The organism is Stenotrophomonas maltophilia, from assembly GCF_001274595.1.
GTDB classification, from domain to species: Bacteria; Pseudomonadota; Gammaproteobacteria; order Xanthomonadales; family Xanthomonadaceae; genus Stenotrophomonas; species Stenotrophomonas forensis.
In genome coordinates this window covers 234,177-250,634 of sequence record NZ_CP011010.1, presented here as the reverse complement: position 1 = coordinate 250,634, position 16,458 = coordinate 234,177, and the positions used below count along the sequence as shown (strand labels likewise).

General features: G+C 68.0%; 12 protein-coding genes. 6 read left to right on the top strand and 6 right to left on the bottom strand.

Going from position 1 to position 16,458, the window contains the following annotated elements:
- Nucleotides 1-73: 73 nt before the first annotated feature.
- The gene (locus VN11_RS01105) at nucleotides 74-682 is read right to left on the bottom strand and encodes a TetR/AcrR family transcriptional regulator (RefSeq protein WP_008266880.1); all 609 of its coding nucleotides are present in this window, start codon (nucleotides 680-682) and stop codon (nucleotides 74-76) included.
- Nucleotides 683-842: 160 nt separating this feature from the next.
- Here VN11_RS01105 and VN11_RS01100 point away from each other — a divergent pair, with 160 nt between their 5' ends.
- Genes VN11_RS01100 through VN11_RS01090 form a run of 3 tightly spaced genes read left to right on the top strand, consistent with a single transcriptional unit; the run spans nucleotide 843 to nucleotide 5,636 of the window.
- Nucleotides 843-2,006, top strand: coding sequence for an isovaleryl-CoA dehydrogenase (locus tag VN11_RS01100; protein ID WP_053448502.1), 1,164 nt, complete (start codon nucleotides 843-845; stop codon nucleotides 2,004-2,006).
- A gap of 10 nt (nucleotides 2,007-2,016) precedes the next feature.
- Complete coding sequence (locus VN11_RS01095) at nucleotides 2,017-3,627, top strand: carboxyl transferase domain-containing protein (RefSeq protein ID WP_053448501.1); 1,611 nt, start codon at nucleotides 2,017-2,019, stop codon at nucleotides 3,625-3,627.
- 26 nt (nucleotides 3,628-3,653) lie between these two features.
- Nucleotides 3,654-5,636 carry an acetyl-CoA carboxylase biotin carboxylase subunit gene (locus VN11_RS01090; protein WP_053448500.1) on the top strand — a complete coding sequence of 661 codons (1,983 nt, stop codon included), beginning with the start codon at nucleotides 3,654-3,656 and terminating at the stop codon, nucleotides 5,634-5,636.
- A 19-nt stretch (nucleotides 5,637-5,655) separates the two neighbouring features.
- Here the strand turns inward: VN11_RS01090 and VN11_RS01085 are convergent, their stop codons facing one another.
- Entirely contained in the window at nucleotides 5,656-6,822 is a 1,167-nt protein-coding gene (locus tag VN11_RS01085) for a putative peptide maturation dehydrogenase (protein WP_053448499.1), read from the bottom strand.
- Between the two features lie 138 nt (nucleotides 6,823-6,960).
- On the opposite strand from VN11_RS01085, the gene VN11_RS01080 reads away from it, so the two are divergent.
- Nucleotides 6,961-7,257 (top strand): NHLP-related RiPP peptide, encoded by a 297-nt coding sequence (locus tag VN11_RS01080; protein ID WP_053448498.1) that lies wholly within the window; start codon nucleotides 6,961-6,963, stop codon nucleotides 7,255-7,257.
- 7 nt (nucleotides 7,258-7,264) lie between these two features.
- Here VN11_RS01080 and VN11_RS01075 read toward each other — a convergent pair whose 3' ends face one another.
- From VN11_RS01075 to aceB, 4 genes are all read right to left on the bottom strand, one after another.
- Nucleotides 7,265-9,754 (bottom strand): putative peptide modification system cyclase, encoded by a 2,490-nt coding sequence (locus tag VN11_RS01075; RefSeq protein WP_053448497.1) that lies wholly within the window; start codon nucleotides 9,752-9,754, stop codon nucleotides 7,265-7,267.
- A gap of 13 nt (nucleotides 9,755-9,767) precedes the next feature.
- Nucleotides 9,768-10,808 (bottom strand): GGDEF domain-containing protein, encoded by a 1,041-nt coding sequence (locus VN11_RS01070; protein ID WP_053448496.1) that lies wholly within the window; start codon nucleotides 10,806-10,808, stop codon nucleotides 9,768-9,770.
- A gap of 343 nt (nucleotides 10,809-11,151) precedes the next feature.
- Entirely contained in the window at nucleotides 11,152-12,453 is a 1,302-nt protein-coding gene (gene aceA, locus VN11_RS01065; RefSeq protein WP_004153647.1) for an isocitrate lyase, read from the bottom strand.
- A 66-nt stretch (nucleotides 12,454-12,519) separates the two neighbouring features.
- Nucleotides 12,520-14,142: a malate synthase A gene (aceB, locus tag VN11_RS01060; protein WP_053448495.1), complete on the bottom strand. Its 1,623-nt coding sequence runs from the start codon at nucleotides 14,140-14,142 to the stop codon at nucleotides 12,520-12,522.
- 110 nt (nucleotides 14,143-14,252) lie between these two features.
- Here aceB and VN11_RS01055 point away from each other — a divergent pair, with 110 nt between their 5' ends.
- Both VN11_RS01055 and VN11_RS01050 read left to right on the top strand, forming a co-directional pair.
- Nucleotides 14,253-15,221 carry a LysR family transcriptional regulator gene (locus VN11_RS01055; RefSeq protein ID WP_053448494.1) on the top strand — a complete coding sequence of 323 codons (969 nt, stop codon included), beginning with the start codon at nucleotides 14,253-14,255 and terminating at the stop codon, nucleotides 15,219-15,221.
- Nucleotides 15,222-15,524: 303 nt separating this feature from the next.
- Nucleotides 15,525-16,433, top strand: a complete 909-nt coding sequence (locus tag VN11_RS01050; protein ID WP_053448493.1) for a LysR family transcriptional regulator — start codon at nucleotides 15,525-15,527, stop codon at nucleotides 16,431-16,433.
- The last annotated feature ends 25 nt before the right edge of the window (nucleotides 16,434-16,458 follow it).

Here is a 16,458-nt window from a genome sequence, read left to right as displayed (position 1 = left end):
AACATGCGTGGCCGGCATCGCCATCTCACCGGAGACATCGTGCGGAAGCCGGCCAGCGGCCGGCTCTACCGGATTACCGGGCGCCGATCGCGCGCAGGCAGAAGCTGCAGATCGCATCCACCAGTGCATCCTCGTCGCGGTGCGCTTCGCGGCTGGGTGCGGTCGGGCCGACCATCGCCTCGGTGAAGGCGCCGACCAGGCAGGCGGCGGCCACGTGCGCGTCCTGCACCGGCAGCTCACCGGCTGCCACGCCCTCTTCCACCAGGCGCAGGAACACGTCACCAAAGGCGCGGCGGCCGCGCATGCGCTCGGCTTCCACGTCCGGGTCGACCGGCTCGACGATGAAGGCATGGGCCAGCCCCGGCCCGGCCAGGGCGCGGCGGACGAAGGCGGTGATCGCCAGGCGCAGGCGCTCGCTGGCCACCTCCGGGCCGCTGGCGATGCGCTCCATGATCGCGACCTCGTGGGCCACGGCGGCGTTGAGCACCTCCACGAACAGGTCGGCCTTGGACGGGAAGTGCCGGTAGATCAACCCGGTGGACACCCCCGCCTGGGTCGCCACGGCGGTTACCGGGGCGTTGCGCCAGCCGCCGGCCGCAACCAGCTCGCGGGTGGCCAGCAGGATCCGTTCCCGGGCCCCGGCCAGGCGTTCTTCCATCAGTGCAGAGCGTTTGTAGGCCATGTTTTGATTCTAGTTTCAATTTTTGAATTTGTGTTCACTTCTTTCCCGAACCCCGCTACGCTGGGGTCCATCGCCCGTGCGGGTGACGGTCCTGCCGACCGTCGCCCGCTCCCCCGCCGGGTGCGTCCATTCCCTGTAGTCCCGCCGTGGAGCCACCGCAATGCACGTGCCATCCCTGAACTTCGATCTTGGCGAAGATATCGACCTGCTGCGCCAGAGCGTGGCCCATTTTGCCGCCGCCGAGGTCGCGCCGCTGGCCGCCGAGGCCGATGCAACCAACCAGTTCCCGTTGGCACTATGGCCGAAGCTGGGCGAACAGGGCCTGCTGGGCCTGACCGTGGAAGAAGAATACGGCGGCACCGGCATGGGCTACCTGGCCCACGTGGTGGCGATGGAAGAAATCTCGCGCGCCTCCGGTGGCATCGGCCTGTCCTACGGCGCGCACTCCAACCTGTGCGTGAACCAGCTGCGCAAGAACGGCAGCGAAGAACAGAAGCAGCGCTTCCTGCCCGGCCTGTGCAACGGCAGTCTGGTCGGCGCGCTGGCGATGAGCGAGCCGGGTGCCGGTTCGGACGTGGTGTCGATGAAGCTGCGCGCCGACAAGCGTGGCGACCGCTACGTGCTCAACGGCAACAAGATGTGGATCACCAACGGCCCGGACGCCGACGTGCTGGTGGTCTATGCCAAGACCGACATCGAGGCCGGTGCCAAGGGCATCACCGCGTTCCTGGTCGAGAAGGGCATGAAGGGCTTCTGCACCGCGCAGAAGCTGGACAAGCTGGGCATGCGCTCCTCGCCCACCTGCGAGCTGGTGTTCCAGGACTGCGAGATTCCCGAAGAGAACGTGCTGGGCCAGGTCGGTGGCGGCGTGCGCGTGCTGATGTCCGGCCTGGACTACGAGCGCGTGGTCCTTTCCGGTGGCCCGCTGGGCCTGATGGCCGCGGCCATGGACGTGGTGATGCCGTACGTGCACGAGCGCCACCAGTTCGGCGAGCCGATCGGCAGCTTCCAGCTGATCCAGGCCAAGATCGCCGACATGTACGTGGGCCTGGGCGCCTGCCGCGCCTATGTCTATGCCGTGGCGCGCGCCTGCGACCAGGGCCGTACCACCCGCCAGGACGCCGCCGGTGCCATCCTGTACGCCGCCGAGAAGGCTACCTGGCTGACCGGCCAGGCGATCCAGATCCTGGGCGGCAACGGCTACATCAACGAGTACCCGACCGGCCGCTTGTGGCGCGACGCCAAGCTGTATGAAATCGGCGCCGGCACCTCGGAGATCCGCCGCATGCTGATCGGCCGCGAACTGTTCCAGCGCACCCTGTAAGGCCACCGCGATGACCGTCCTGAACAGCCAGCTGCAACCAGGCAGCGAAACGTTTGAAGCCAACCGCACGGCCATGCAGGCCGTGGTCGATGACCTGCATGCCACCCTCGCCCGCACCGCGCTGGGTGGCAACGAGGCCGCGCGTGCCAAGCACACCGCCCGCGGCAAGCTGCTGGTGCGCGACCGCATCGATGCTCTGCTCGACCCCGGCAGCGCCTTCCTGGAGATCGCGCCGCTGGCCGCGCACGGCATGTATGACGATGCCGTGCCCGCTGCCGGCGTGGTGGCCGGCATCGGCCGGGTCAGTGGCGTGGAATGCGTGATCGTGGCCAACGACGCCACGGTGAAGGGTGGCACCTACTACCCGGTGACGGTGAAGAAGCACCTGCGCGCGCAGGAGATCGCCGAGCAGAACCACCTGCCGTGCATCTACCTGGTCGATTCCGGTGGCGCCTTCCTGCCGCTGCAGGACGAAGTCTTTCCCGACCGCGACCATTTCGGCCGCATCTTCTACAACCAGGCCAACCTGTCGGCGCAGGGCATCCCGCAGATCGCCTGCGTGATGGGCAGCTGCACCGCCGGTGGCGCCTACGTGCCGGCGATGAGCGATGAGACGGTGATCGTGCGCGAACAGGGCACGATCTTCCTCGGCGGCCCGCCGCTGGTGAAGGCGGCCACTGGCGAAGTGGTGACCGCCGAGGAGCTGGGTGGTGCCGACGTGCATACGCGCATTTCCGGCGTGGCCGACCACATGGCCGACAACGATCTGCAGGCACTGGCCCGGGTGCGCGCGATCATCGCGCAGTTGAACTGGCGCAAGCCGGAACCGGCGATGGCGGTGCAGGCACCGGAAGAACCACTGCTGCCGGCACACGAGCTGTACGGCGTCATTCCCGCCGACACCCGCAAGCCTTACGACGTGCGCGAAGTGATCGCGCGGCTGGTCGATGGCTCGCGCTTCGACGAGTTCAAGCCGCGCTACGGCGCCACGCTGGTGACCGGCTTCGCGCATCTGAACGGCTACCCGATCGGCATCATCGCCAACAACGGCATCCTGTTCTCCGAATCCGCACTGAAAGGCGCGCACTTCATCGAACTGTGCACCCAGCGCAACATCCCGCTGGTATTCCTGCAGAACATCACCGGCTTCATGGTCGGCCGCAAGTACGAACAGGGCGGCATCGCAAAAGACGGCGCCAAGCTGGTGATGGCGGTGGCCTGCGCCAAGGTGCCCAAGTTCACGGTGGTCATCGGTGGTTCGTTCGGCGCCGGCAACTACGGCATGTGCGGCCGCGCGTACTCGCCCAACTTCCTGTGGATGTGGCCGAATGCGCGCATCGGCGTGATGGGCGGCGAACAGGCCGCCAGCGTGCTGGCCACGGTCAAGCGCGATGGCATCGAAGCCAAGGGCGGACAGTGGCCGGCTGCGGAAGAGGATGCGTTCAAGGCGCCGATCCGCGAGCAGTTCGAACAGCAGGGCCACCCCTACTACGCCAGTGCGCGGCTGTGGGACGACGGTGTGATCGATCCGGTCGACACCCGCCGTGTCCTGGCCCTGGCGCTGTCGGCCAGCCTCAACGCCGCCCCGCAGCAGACGCGCTTCGGCGTGTTCCGCATGTAACCCGTGCCATGACAGAGTCTGTTGCCATGTTCACCAAGATCCTGATCGCCAACCGTGGCGAGATCGCCTGCCGCGTCATCGCCACCTGCCGCCGCCTCGGCATCGCCACCGTGGCGGTGTATTCCGATGCCGACCGCAACGCGCGCCACGTGCGCCTGGCCGATGAGGCCATCCACATCGGCCCGGCCGCCGCGCGCGAAAGCTACCTGCGCGGCGACGTGCTGCTGGACGCCGCCCGCCGCAGCGGCGCGCAGGCGATCCACCCCGGCTACGGCTTCCTGTCCGAGAACGCCGACTTCGCCGATGCCTGCACCGCCGCCGGCATCACCTTCATCGGGCCGCCGGCCAGCGCCATCCGTGCGATGGGCGACAAGAGCGCGGCCAAGGCGCTGATGGCCAAGGCCGGCGTGCCACTCACCCCGGGCTACCACGGCGACCAGCAGGACCCGGCCTTCCTGCGCGCGCAGGCCGATGCCATCGGCTACCCGGTGCTGATCAAGGCCAGCGCCGGTGGTGGCGGCAAGGGCATGCGCAAGGTCGAACGCAGCGAGGACTTCGTCGATGCGCTGGCCAGCTGCCAGCGCGAGGCGGCCTCGGCGTTCGGCAACGATCACGTGCTGGTCGAGAAGTACGTCGAGCGCCCGCGCCATATCGAGATCCAGGTGTTCGGCGACAGCCACGGTGAGGCGGTGTACCTGTTCGAGCGCGACTGCTCGGTGCAGCGCCGCCACCAGAAGGTGCTGGAAGAAGCCCCGGCCCCAGGCATGAGCGCCGAACGCCGCGCAGCGATGGGCCAGGCCGCGGTCGATGCCGCGCGTGCGGTGGGCTACGTCGGTGCCGGCACCGTGGAGTTCATTGCCGGCCCGGACGGCGATTTCTACTTCATGGAAATGAACACCCGCCTGCAGGTCGAACACCCGGTGACCGAGTACATCACCGGCACCGACCTGGTGGAATGGCAGCTGCGCGTGGCCGCCGGCCAGCCGCTGCCGCTGCGCCAGGACCAGCTGGCCATCCACGGCCATGCCATCGAAGCGCGCCTGTATGCCGAAGATGCGGACCGCGGCTTCCTGCCCTCCACCGGTACCCTGCGCCACCTGCGCCTGCCGACACCCTCGGCGCACGTGCGTGTGGATACCGGCGTGGAGGAAGGCGACAGCATCACCCCGTTCTACGACCCGATGATCGCCAAGCTGATCGTCTGGGACGTGGACCGCGATGCCGCGCTGCGCCGCATGAGCCAAGCCCTGGCCGACTGCCAGGTGGTGGGCGTGACCACCAATGCCGGCTTCCTGCGCCGGCTGGTGAACACCGATTCGTTCGCAAACGCCAGGCTGGATACCGCACTGATCGAACGCGAACAGGCGGCGCTGGATCACGTGGGCGATACCGGCGATGCACCATGGATGCTGGCGGCGGTGGCCGCCGTGACCCGCACCGCAGGCGCCAGCCGCGATGCGCGCGACCCGCATTCGCCGTGGCAGGCGCAGGACGGCTGGCGCCTGGGTGCTTCGGCGCCGCGCGTACTGCCGCTGCAGCAGGGTGAGCGCCGGCACACGCTGAAGGTGTGGGCTCAGGCCGATGGCTGGCGTGTGCAGTGCGATGACGCGGCGCCGGTGCAGGTGACCGGCACCGCCGATGCACGCGGCATGACCGTGCAGCTGGAGGGCCGCCGCTGGTCGTTGCAGGCGCTGCGCGAAGGCGACCAGCTGTACCTGTTCGGTGCCGATGGCCAGCACCGCTTCACCCTGCACGATCCGGTGGGCGAATCGGACCACGCCGCGGCCGATGCCGGCAGCCTGCTGGCGCCGATGCCGGGCAGGATCGTGGCCACGCTGGTCGCGGCCGGCACCCAGGTCAAGCGCGGAACGCCGCTGGTGGTGCTGGAAGCGATGAAGATGGAACACACCCTGCAGGCTCCGGCCGATGGCACGGTGAAGGGCTACCGCGCCAAGGCCGGCGACCAGGTCGGCGACGGCGCGGTGCTGGTGGACTTCGAAGCGGCGTGATCGCCGGGGCGGCGACCGCTCAGCGGTCGTCGCCCGCCAACACGCGTCCGGCGGGATCGAATTCCGCGGTGTCCAGCGTGGCGCTGCGCCAGCCCAGGCCACAGATGGCCATCGCGCTCTGGCCGATGCCGTCGAAGCCGAACGCCCGATCGACATCGGCATCGTTGATGGCCGCAGTCACGAACGCGGCCAGCCCGCGCTCGGTCGCGCACAGGTACAGCAGCTGCGAGATATGGCCGACATCCAGCGTCACCGCACGGTGCGCCTTGGCATGGTTGCGGTACTTCCAGAAGCAGCGGTCATAACGAGGCGCCAGCACCAGCAGCGCCGGCGCATCGGCAAACCACTCCTGCCCGGACAGCATCCGCCGCGCCAGCGCAGGCAGCGACGGCGGCGGCGGTGAAGGCAGGGGCAGCACGGCGTGCTGCACGGGATGGTAGTGATACAGGCCCGGTGCCAGGCCCTCCACGTTCTGCACCAGCAGGAAGCCCTCGGTGGGATGCAGGCCACCGCCGGAGGGTACGTTCTTCTTCAGGAACTCGGTATCGCGCTCGACCTTCTGCACCGCGTGCGCCATCAGCGTGCGCTGCAGCACCTGGGCCAGCAGCGGCAGCGGCAACGCGCGCTGCGGGTCGAAGTTGCGGCAGGTGGTGCGCCGCGCCAGCAGTGCGTCGAACGCGGCCTCGTCGCTGCGCGGCAGCGGCTGGTAATCGCCCTGCATCGGCTGCACCACCGGCGGTGGCGGCCCCAGGCGCTGGCGCAGGCCGGCCGCCGTGTCCAACCCCTGCCGGCGCATGTCCTCCACGCTGTCCACGGCCTGCCAACGCGCGTGGCGATGGGCCAGTGCGGCCAGCGGCCACCACTGGCTGCGCCGCAACGCCTCATCACGCATCTGGTGCCCCACCTCGCTTGGCGGGTCGGTCAGCAGCAGGCCCTGTTCAACCAGGCGCGCCAGCATCGCCGGGCAGGCATCGGCCGGCGGCTCGCTCCAGCGGTGCGCGCTGAGTTCGCCCAGCAGCTGGCGCTCCTCGGCATCCACCGGCAGGGGCTGGTCCAGATGGGCGGCCAGGGCCACCCAGCTGATCTGGCTGTCCATCTCGGCGTGGCCGGCCAGCATCGCGCGCAGGTCCAGGGTGACCGACTCGCGGGGTTCGAACATCAGGCTGGCGCAGCGGCGCAGGCGCATGGGTTTCCTTCCTTCTGCCGCACAACCGGCATAGCAGCAGCGACCGCAGCGCGGCCAACTTTAGCGATGAACGCGCCATGGCCCTCAATGGCAGGCTGTCGCGGCCGATACGAGACATTCCACCTACGGAAGATCCCCATGAGCACCCATCCCCGCCTTTCCGCCGAAGACGCCAGCACCCTGCTGGACCACCTGATCGGCAACGACGACTTCCGCAACCGCTTCACCGCTTCGCCGGCCAAGGCCCTGGCCTCGATCGGCCTGGACGGCGCTGTCGGCGAAAACGACTGCATGAAGATCGGTACCCTGGCGTCGGTCGAGGAGCTGTGCCGCACGCGCGATTCGCTGCATGCATATCTGAGCACCTCGACCGCCTCGATGACGGTGGTGTTCTGTTTCGAAGCCGACCGCATCGACGAGCGCGTCAACGCCTGAGCCTGCATCAGCGCGGCAGCCGCACCGACGTCGCCTCCGTGGCGATATCGTGCACGTTCAGGGGCTGCCAGACCTGCATGGACGCCACCTCGGCAATGGCCTGGCCGTGGTGCCGGGCCAGCCAGGCCTGTTCGCGGCGCACGCCGGCAGCATCCTGCTCGGCACGCAGTGCCTGCAGCAGCACGACATGGGCCTGCACCGGCTCGGTGCCATCAAAGCTGGGCTCGAGCAGATGGCGCGCCGCCTGCGGCCGTTGTTGTGCAAGCTCGGCCATCGCCAGCACCACGCGGCGCCACTTGCCCACCACGGGGCTGCGCTGCCGCTCCAGCAGTTCGCCATGGTCGCGCAGCCACTCTGCGGCCAGCGCATGCTGGCCCTGGCGCTGGGCCAGATAGGTCAGGGCCAGCAGCTGCAGGCTGCGGCTGCCCACGGCGGAATCGTCGTTCCTGCGCAGCAGCGGCCGCAGCACGGCGGCGATGGATTCAAGCTCCTCCACATCGCCGGGCGTGCACAGCGTGGTCACCGTAGCGTGCTGCAGGCGTTGATGGATCTGGTAGTCAATCAGCTCCGGTGCTGGACCATCCGCAGCAACCGCGGCATGCAGGCTGCTGCAATCACGCTGCTCCGCAGATACCAGCAGGTGCGCCCGCAGCCGCATGCGCTGCTGCAGGTCATCCCCCCGCGGCAACCGCATCAACACCTGCTGCGCCTGTGCGTCCAGGCCCTGCGCAACCAGTACGTCCACCTCCAGGTCGTCGGCCTCATCATTGCCGCGCAGCATCTGTGCCTGATGCAAGGTGCGCATTGCCTGCTGCGGCTGGCCAACGCCCAACTGTGCCCGCGCCAGATGGATCATCGGATACAGCCGCAACGGGTCCTGAGGCACCGTCGCCGCGCGCGCATAAGGCTCGGCCTCGGTGAAGCGATTGTCCTGCAGCAGCGCCCAGGAGGTATTGGACAGTCCCGCAAATGAATCCGGATAGATCTTGGCAAGTGCGCGCCACTGCTCCAGCGGCCAGCCACCGGGTTCCAGTTCGGCCTGCCAGCCCTTCAGGTACAGCCGCTCGCGCGCGGGCAGGCGCTGCTGCTGGGCCAGCGCGTGCTCCAGCGCGTCACGCGCCTGCTGGACCTGCGCGGTGCGGGCCAGCAGCTTGGCCACGCCCATGTAGGCCAGGGCAAAGCCAGGATCGATATCGATCGCCGCCTGGTAGAGGTTGCGTGCTTCCTCGAAGCGACGCTGGCCCAGTGCGTTCTCGGCCAGCGCGAACGCACGCAGGGCGCGCAGGTCCTGGGTCGAAGCCCGCGGCAGTGGCAACGACTGCTCCAGGCTCGCCACCGACTCGCCCAGGCCACGGCGCAGGCGCCCGACCACGTCGTCCACTGCGAACACCATCTGATCGGATCGATCCGCGGTGGCGGTGAACGTCTGTATCACCTGGCCGCTGCCCGGTGCAGCGACGTCGATGGCCAGCTCGTAGCCGCCGATCTTCTGCCGCACGGTCGGCAACAGCACGGCCCGCGCGCCTTCGCGCACCGCCACGTCAACTGCGGTATCCCGGCTCAGCCGGGTATCGCCCGAAAGCCGGGCCATCTCCAGGCTTTCGCGGATCTTGCCCTCGGACAGCACGTTCACGTACCGCGACTGCTCCAGCGCGATCCGGATCGCGTGCCGCATCGACTCGTCGAAGATCGGGTCACCGGTCAGGTTGTCGACATCGGCCAGCACCACCCAGTCGCGCTCGGCGAAGGCGATCGCCGGTTCCGGCCGCAGCAGCAGCCAGCCGCCCAGCACCAGCACTGCCAGCACCAGGCCTTCGGCGGCCAGCACCACCGGCTGCCGCCACAGTGGAAGATCGCGGCGTGCCTTGGCATTGGAGCGCGGCATGCGCAGTGGCGCCGACCCGATCTCGCCCACTTCGATCACTTCCTGCACCACCGGCACACCCTTGAAGCGCCAGCGTCCGTGCGACTTCCACAGCAGGCGCGTGCCACGCTCGCCGAGTGCTTCGGTGGCGCGGTGGGTCAGCGATTCGGCCACGGCCGACAACAGGATCTGGCCCGGGCGTGCCAGCATCATCAAGCGCGCCGCCATCGGCTTGGCCAGGCCTTCCACTTCCATCGACTTGGCGCCGGCGCGGACCGCTTCAGGGCTGTTGTCCCAGGTCAGCACGTCGCCCACGTGCAGGCCGGCACGCGCACGCAGTTCAATCGAGCGCTGCTGGCCCAGCGCATGCAGTTCGCGCTGGTAGTCCAGAGCGAAGCCCAGCGCATCGATGGCGCGCTCGAACAGCATGAACAATCCGTCGGAGCGATCGATCAGCTGGCCGTTCCAGCGGTGCTGCAGCACCAGCACCAGCCGATCGTGTTCCTGGAACAGGCTCGCGGCCGCCACATCGCCGATCCGCTCGACCAGCTGCAGCGAATCACACAGATCGGTGAACAACAGGGCGCGTAGCTGGGGGCTATGCGGGGCTGACGTTCCGTTGTCGCCATTCATTGCCTGCCTCTCCCTATGGGCCGTCCGGATCATCCACCCAGCGCAGGCAGTTGCCGCCATCGCGCTTGGCCTGGTACAGCGCGCGATCGGCGCTGGCATACCATTCGCTCCAGCCCGCATCCGGCGGCAGCAGGCTGGCGCCGATGCTGACCAGGCTCACGTGCGGCGTGCCATGGCTGCGTTCAAGCAGGCCATGCACCGCGCTCAGAATGAACTCGGCCGCGTGCTGCACGATCTCGTGGTTGCCACGGCGCAGGATCAGGCAGAACTCGTCGCCGCCCAGCCGGCAGGCCAGGTCCTGCTCGCCGGCCATCGAGCGCAGGATGTTGCCCATGCTCTGCAGCACGCGGTCGCCGGCCTGGTGGCCATGGCGGTCATTGATCTGCTTGAAGCGGTCGCAGTCGATCAGCAGCAAGGCCTGCGGCAGCCCTTCCTGCTCGGTGCGGCATTCCTGCAGGTACAGGGTCAGACCGCGGCGGTTGTGCAGCCCGGTCAGTTCATCGGTACGCACCAGCTCGCGCGTATGGGTCAACTGATGGGTGGTGATGTACAGGTTGTCCAGCGCGGTTTCCAGATCATGGTTGCGCCGGCGCAGCTGGCTGATCAGGGCCTGTTCGTTGGTCAGCACGCGCATGATCGTGCGGCGCAGGAAGTAGGCGACCAGGCCGGGATCGGATTCGACCAGGCGATGGAAATCGGCCGGCCCCAGTTCCAGCACTTCACAGTCGGCCAGGGCACGGGCGCTGGCACTGCGCAGGTGGTCGCCCACCAGCAGGCCCAGCTCGCCGAAGAACTCATGCTGGCCGAGGGTCTTGATCACAAGGTCTTCGCCGAAGTCCAGTTCGATCTGGCCTTCGAGGATCACATACATGCGTTCGCCACGGTGGCCCCGCTGGAACAGCCACTGTCCGGCATGAAGCTTGCATGGGCGGGCGAATCTGGCGAACAATGTCACCTCGGCATCGGACAGCAGCGCGTGCACGATCTCGGCCATCGCCACCCGGGCGATACCTGACGTCACATCACTGTTCTCGGCCGCACCCCTGCCGGTCATTCCCTGCACCCGCCGCCAGCGTCCCCTGGTGAGCCGCGGAGCATAGCATCGCTTTAAAGTGTGCGCCCTATCTCATTTTGAACCTTCCGGCGCGCTTGTCCGATGTGAAGATGCGTGGTGGCCGGTTCTGGTCACTGTCACCTGCCCAAAAGTCCTGCCGGATCAATCCGATGGCCGTCTTCACAGGGTTTCGGCCAAGTTTCCGCGCTGGGGGGTGCGCCGGATTGACGCTGTCCGCGTTCACCGCTGTTCCACCGATACAACAACGCCGGCAGGTCCCCCGACCGGCCGGCGTTGCCTGGCCCTTCCCTGGCCACCCTGATCGTTCTGAAGCCCTACCGCATTACGCCGCGCGCTCGCTGCGGCCGCCGTGGAACTGCTCTTCCTCGGTCGAGCCGGTCAGCGCGGTGGTCGACGACTGGCCCTGCTGGATCGCCTGGGTCACCGCGTCGAAGTAGCCGGTGCCGACCTCGCGCTGGTGCTTGACCGCGGTGAAGCCACGCTCGGCTGCTTCGAACTCGGCTTCCTGCAGCTCTACGAAGGCGCTCATCTGGCGACGCGCATAGCCGTGGGCCAGGTTGAACATGCCGTAGTTCAGCGCGTGGAAACCGGCCAGGGTGATGAACTGGAACTTGTAGCCGTAGCTGCCCAGTTCACGCTGGAACTTCGCAATGGTCGCGTCGTCCAGGTTCTTCTTCCAGTTGAAGCTGGGCGAGCAGTTGTAGGCCAGCAGCTTGCCCGGGAACTTCGCATGGATCGCCTCGGCGAACTTGCGCGCGAACTCCAGGTCCGGCTTGCCGGTCTCGCACCACACCAGGTCGGCGTAGGGTGCGTAGGCCAGGCCGCGGCTGATCGCCTGGTCCAGGCCATTGCGGGTCTTGTAGAAGCCTTCCACGGTGCGCTCGCCGGTGGCGAACGGTTTGTCGTTGCCGTCGATGTCGCTGGTCAGCAGATCGGCGGCTTCGGCATCGGTGCGCGCCACCAGCAGGGTCGGCACGCCCAGCACGTCCGCGGCCAGGCGCGCGGCGTTGAGCTTCTCGATCGCCTCGCGGGTCGGCACCAGCACCTTGCCGCCCATGTGGCCGCACTTCTTCACCGAGGCCAGCTGGTCTTCGAAGTGCACGCCGGCGGCACCGGCCTCGATCATCGCCTTCATCAGTTCGAAGGCGTTGAGCACGCCGCCGAAACCGGCTTCGGCGTCGGCCACGATCGGCTGCAGGAAGTCGATGTCGTCCTTGCCTTCGGCGTGGTGCAGCTGGTCCGCGCGCAGCAGGGTGTTGTTGATGCGCTTGACCACCGCCGGCACCGAATCGGCCGGGTACAGTGACTGGTCCGGGTACATCTGCCCCGCCAGGTTGGCGTCGGCCGCCACCTGCCATCCGGACAGGTAGATCGCCTTCAGGCCGGCCTTGACCTGCTGCATGGCCTGGTTGCCGGTCAGCGCACCCAGCGCGTTGACGAACTCGCGCTCATGCAGCGATGCCCACAGCTTCTCCGCGCCCAGGCGGGCCAGCGAATGCTCGATGTGCACGGTGCCGCGCAGGCGCACCACGTCGGCGGCGCTGTAGTTGCGCTGGATGCCTTCCCAGCGCGGGTTGGTATCCCAGTCGTGCTGGATCTGTTCGGCAGTGGGCAGCTTGCTCATGTCTTTCTCCAGTTCGGTTGGTGCGTGCAGCGGGGAGGGAAACGTCGGTGGAACGCGGGCGCTCGATCAGTCGATGCGTGCGTAGGCCGGCAGGGTCAGGAAATCGGTCAGTTCGGTACTGCGGCTCAGTTCGGCCAGCAGGGTGATGGCTTCGGTGATGCGCGCGCCGCCGGGCAGCGCGGTGGTATCGCCCAGCCGCGCCGGCAGCTGCGCCAGCGTGGCATCGAGCAGGGCCAGGTCGATCGCGGTGCCGTCGTCCAGTTGCTGGCCCGGCGTGTGCAGCCATTGCCACAGCTGGCTGCGACTGATCTCGGCGGTGGCTGCGTCCTCCATCAGGTGATGGATCGGCACGCAGCCGTTGCCATCCAGCCATGCGGCCAGGTAGCGCACGCAGACTTCCACGTTGCCTTCGAAGCCGGCGCGGGTGATGGTGCCCGGCGGCCGCGCGATCAGTTCGTCGCGGCCGACACGCACATCCTGCCGCAGCACGCTGTGCTGGTTCGGGGTAGGCATGTGCTCGTCGAAGATCGCCATCGCCACCGCAATCAGCGCCGGATGCGCGACCCAGGTACCGTCGTGGCCGGCGGTCACTTCGCGCAGCTTGTCGGCGCGCACGCGGGCCATCGCCTGTTCGTTGGCGGCCGCATCGTTGTTGATCGGGATCTGCGCGGCCATGCCGCCCATCGCATGCGCACCGCGGCGGTGGCAGGTCTGGATCAGCAGTTCCGAATACGCCTTCAGGAACGGCTGGGTCATGGTCACCTGGCCGCGCTCGGGCAGCACGCGGTCGGCGTGGCGGCGGAAGGTCTTCAGGTAGGAGAAGATGTAGTCCCAGCGCCCGCAGTTCAGGCCGACGATGCGGTCGCGCAGCGCGTGCAGGATCTCGTCCATCTCGAACACCGCCGGCAGCGTTTCGATCAGCACGGTCACCTTGATCTGGCCGTGCGGCAGGCCGAGCATGCCTTCGATGTGCGACAGCGCGGTCTCCCACAGCGCCGCTTCTTCCATGCTCTGCAGCTTGGGCAGGTAGAAGTACGGGCCGCGGTCCTTGGCCTGCAGGGCGCGGGCGTTGTGGAAAGCGAACACCGCCGCATCGAACAGGCCGCCGGCGATGAACTGGCCATCGATGCGCACGTGCTTCTCGTCCAGGTGCCAGCCACGCGGGCGAACGATCAGCACCGCCTGCTCGTCGTACGGGCGCAGGTGGTAGTGCTTTCCATTGGGTGCGGTGTATTCCAGGTCACCACGCACGGCGGCGGCCAGCGACTGCTGCCCGGCCAGCAGGTTGCGCCAGGTCGGCGAGGTCGAATCCTCGAAGTCGGCCATGAACACCTTGGCGCCGGAGTTCAGTGCGTTGATGACCATCTTCGGATCGGTTGGGCCGGTGATCTCGACGCGGCGGTCCTGCAGCGCGGCCGGCAGCGGGGCGACGGTCCAGTCGCCGCTGCGGATCGCGGCGGTGTCTTCGCGGAAATCCGGCAGGCCGCCCTGGTCGAAGAACGCCTGGCGTTCGCGGCGCGCCTGCAGCCGTGCCTGCCGGCCTGGTTCCACCGCGCGGTGCAGCGACACCAGCAGGGCCAGCAGCGGCGCCGGCAGCACGGTGTCCTGGCCGGCCACGCGGGTCGCCAGGGCGATGCCGGGGGTGGCCTTGGCAGCGGGGGTGGGAACAGCGGAAGCGACGGCGGACATGAGGCGACTCCAGCAGTGGGGGAACGTCTCCACGGTGCCGCCGGGGCTGAGTATTTGGCAAAACAGTTTTTGCAATGTTCTACATAAACTGTGCTAATACTTGTGACGCGATGACCACACGATCCCCGCCAAGTCCGCGTTTTTCCTACAAATCCGACCGGTTGAAACCGCTGCGCGCGTTCTGCCAGACGGTGCGCCTGGGCTCGGTCTCACGGGCGGCTGAGGCACTTTTCGTCAGCCAGCCGGCGATCAGCCTGCAGCTGCAGGCCTTGGAACGGGAGCTGGGGGTGCCGCTGTTCGAGCGCAGCGGGCGCCGCCTGGTACCCAGCCGCGAGGGCCAGCTGCTGTATGAAATGGCGCAGCCACTGGTGGAGAACCTGGACGGGCTGGAGGCACGCTTCCGCGACAAGGTGCGCGGGCTGGACGCGGGCGAGCTGAACATTGCCGCCAACAGTTCGACCATCCTGTACCTGCTGCCGAAGATCGTCGAGCGCTTCCGGATGCATCATCCGGACGTGCGCCTGACCCTGCACAACGCGATCAGTGCCGATGGCACCGACCTGCTGCGCGAGGATGCGGCCGACCTGGCGATCGGTTCGATGACCGATGTGCCGGCCGACCTCAGCTATGCCCCGGCTTACCGCTTCGAACAGGTGCTGATCGCGCCGCACGACCATCCGCTGGCCAGTGGCGGCGAGCTGGAGCTGGCCGACATCGCGCGCCATCCGCTGGTGCTGCCGCCGAAGCGGCAGATCACCTACCGCCTGGTCGACCAGGTGTTCCAGCGCCACCGCATCGCCTACACCGTGGCGCTGGAGGTCGGTGGCTGGGAGGTGATCAAGCAGTACGTGGCGATGGGCATGGGCATTTCCATCGTGCCGGCGCTGTGCCTGAACGAAGCCGACCACGAGCGGCTGGCGGCGCGGTCGATGAAGCGCTGGTTCCCGGAGCGCAGCTACGGGGTGATCGTGCGCCGCGGCAAGGCGTTGTCGGCGCAGGCGCGGGCGTTCATCGAGATGATCCAGCCGGAGTTGTTCAGTCCGCGCGATTACGACCAGAGCGGGCATTCCGAGCGGTGAGGGGTGTTCTGGTTTGCAGGGCTGCCGCCCTGCACCTGCTTCAAGCCAGGGCAACGTCAAAAGCGGGCTATCCGTAGATGGCGGTGCGGTGTGGGTAGGCAGGACACGCCGTAAACCCATCCCTGGGGGCTCGATGGCGCCATCCATGGCGCCAACGGTCCTGCCCACCCACACCGCCCCACCTCTGACAGTTGGCCGCAATCTGCCGGTGGGTGCCGACCGTTGGTCGGCACGGGGTCGGATCCCGTTGCTGCGCAACGGGCTCTGACCCCATTTCTGGCTGACGATGAATACACTGGGCCCATGTCCATCGAACTGCGCCACCTGCGCTACTTCCTCGCCGTTGCCGATACGCTGCACTTCGGCCAGGCGGCGGAGCGGTTGGGCATGTCGCAGCCGCCGCTCAGCCAGCAGATCCGCCAGCTGGAGGAACTGATCGGAGCGCGCCTGTTCGTGCGCAGCCATCGCCGCGTGCAGCTGACGCCCGCCGGGCAGTTGCTGCAGGAACGGGCACGCGCGATCGTGCAGCAGGTGGAAGCGGCGGTGGACGAGGTGCAGCGCGCGCAGCGCGGCGAGCAGGGCGAGCTGCATATCGGGCTGACCCGGGCCACGCCGCTGTCACCGCAGATTCCGCGTTCGATCCTGCACTACCGGCAGCAGTATCCGCAGGTGCGGTTGCAGCTGAGCGAGATGAACACCCTGCAGCAGATCGATGCGCTGCTCGATGGCAGCCTGGACGTGGGCATCATCCGCAAGCGCACGTTGCCACCCGAGCTGGTGGCGCACAGCCTGTTCGTCGATCCGCTGGCGTTGATCGTGCATGCCGGCCACCCGGCCCTGCGCCGGCTCTCGAAGCAGGGCACGCTGTCGCTGCGCGACTTCGCACAGGAGCCGTTCGTGGCGTTCCGGCGCAGTGCCGGTGCAGGTATCCACGACCACATGATTGCGCTCTGCGCGGCGGCGGGCTTCACGCCGCGCATCGTGCAGGAGGCGGGTGAAGCCTCGACGCTGATCAGCCTGGCCGCCGCCGGGCTGGGCGCGGCGATCCTGCCGTCGTCGTGCGATCACATCCGCGTGGAAGGCGCGCGCTTCGTGGCGCTGGCCGATGCCGGTGCGCATTCGGAAGTGCAGCTGGCATGGCGCCGCGAAGGGGTGACGCCGCTGATCCGCAACTTCGCCACGCTGCTGCGCGAGGCGTTTGCGGAGGGGTGATGCGGTCGACCATGCAGCCTTGGTA

Coding starts and splice junctions, on each gene's coding strand:
- VN11_RS01105 (WP_008266880.1), bottom strand. CDS start 682: ATGGCCTACAAACGCTCTGCACTGATGGAAGAACGCCTGGCCGGGGCC.
- VN11_RS01100 (WP_053448502.1), top strand. CDS start 843: ATGCACGTGCCATCCCTGAACTTCGATCTTGGCGAAGATATCGACCTG.
- VN11_RS01095 (WP_053448501.1), top strand. CDS start 2,017: ATGACCGTCCTGAACAGCCAGCTGCAACCAGGCAGCGAAACGTTTGAA.
- VN11_RS01090 (WP_053448500.1), top strand. CDS start 3,654: ATGTTCACCAAGATCCTGATCGCCAACCGTGGCGAGATCGCCTGCCGC.
- VN11_RS01085 (WP_053448499.1), bottom strand. CDS start 6,822: ATGCGCCTGCGCCGCTGCGCCAGCCTGATGTTCGAACCCCGCGAGTCG.
- VN11_RS01080 (WP_053448498.1), top strand. CDS start 6,961: ATGAGCACCCATCCCCGCCTTTCCGCCGAAGACGCCAGCACCCTGCTG.
- VN11_RS01075 (WP_053448497.1), bottom strand. CDS start 9,754: ATGAATGGCGACAACGGAACGTCAGCCCCGCATAGCCCCCAGCTACGC.
- VN11_RS01070 (WP_053448496.1), bottom strand. CDS start 10,808: ATGACCGGCAGGGGTGCGGCCGAGAACAGTGATGTGACGTCAGGTATC.
- aceA (WP_004153647.1), bottom strand. CDS start 12,453: ATGAGCAAGCTGCCCACTGCCGAACAGATCCAGCACGACTGGGATACC.
- aceB (WP_053448495.1), bottom strand. CDS start 14,142: ATGTCCGCCGTCGCTTCCGCTGTTCCCACCCCCGCTGCCAAGGCCACC.
- VN11_RS01055 (WP_053448494.1), top strand. CDS start 14,253: ATGACCACACGATCCCCGCCAAGTCCGCGTTTTTCCTACAAATCCGAC.
- VN11_RS01050 (WP_053448493.1), top strand. CDS start 15,525: ATGTCCATCGAACTGCGCCACCTGCGCTACTTCCTCGCCGTTGCCGAT.